2 protein-coding genes are annotated in these 947 nt (G+C 69.1%); one reads left to right on the top strand and one right to left on the bottom strand.

The genetic code is table 11. From position 1 onward, the window contains the following. The coding region (locus Q7A36_RS40170; RefSeq protein ID WP_305109387.1) for a winged helix-turn-helix domain-containing protein at nt 1-335 on the bottom strand (335 nt) is incomplete at its 3' end. Between the two features lie 171 nt (nt 336-506). Here Q7A36_RS40170 and Q7A36_RS40165 point away from each other — a divergent pair. After that, the coding region (locus tag Q7A36_RS40165; protein ID WP_305109386.1) for an alpha/beta fold hydrolase at nt 507-947 on the top strand (441 nt) is incomplete at its 3' end.

The raw sequence follows: 947 nt of genomic DNA, 5'->3' as shown, positions 1-947 counted from the left end.
GCCGTCGGTGCGGCGATGCCGGAAGCCGGCGCATCCTGTGCCGCAGCGCCGATCTCCTGGACCGCCCCCACGAACCGAACGCCTTTGCGCGGCAGGGTCCGAATCAGCCGCTGGTCCGCGCCGCTATCGCCGATGGCGGTACGGGCTGCGTTCACCCGGCTGCTCAGCGTCGCCTCCGAGACGATGCGGCCACGCCAGACCGCAGCCAGGAGATCGTCGCGGCTGACCACACGGTCGCGTGTCCGGATGAGGAATTCCAGCAGGTCGAAGACCTGCGGCTCGACCGCAACGAAGCCGTTGTCCCGGCGCAGTTCGCGCCGGGAGGTATCGAGCATGCAGTTGCCGAAAAGGTAGCGCACGGCGCGCCCTAATGATTCTTTTGGAACCGTAGCGCAAGCGGCCTGCTGCGGAAATCAAGCCCACCTGAAGGAGACCTCCAGGTCGTCTCCAAGCGGATGTTCGGCGGCTCAGGCAGTATTGCCTGACCGCAATCGAGGACCGCACCGATGCAGGACACCCCCATCGACCCTGCCCGCCGGCAGCTCCTGAGCACCATCGCCGCAACGGTCATCGCCGGCCGCCTCGGCACTGCCGGCAACGCCCACGCTCAGGCAACCGCCGCCTTTGCACCCCTCAAGGAGGTGGATGCCGGCTTGCTGCGCGTCGGCTACGCCGAGGCGGGCCGCCCGGATGCCCCCGCCGTCCTCCTCCTGCACGGCTGGCCCTACGACGTCCACGCCTATGCCGAGGTTACGCCGCTGCTTGCCGCCGCGGGATACAGGGTGATTGTCCCCTACCTCCGCGGCTACGGCACGACGCGCTTTCTGTCGGATGAGACGGTCCGGAACGGGCAGCAGTCGGCGCTCGCGGTCGACATGATCGCGCTGCTGGATGCGCTCGGGATCCGGCAGGCGGTGATCGGCGGCTGCGACTGGGGCGCCCGGACC

It is taken from the genome of Paracraurococcus lichenis (genome assembly GCF_030657435.1).
Classification (GTDB): domain Bacteria; phylum Pseudomonadota; class Alphaproteobacteria; order Acetobacterales; family Acetobacteraceae; genus Paracraurococcus; species Paracraurococcus lichenis.
The sequence above is the reverse complement of the archived record's forward strand: the minus strand, read 5'-3'. Positions and strand labels throughout refer to the sequence as shown.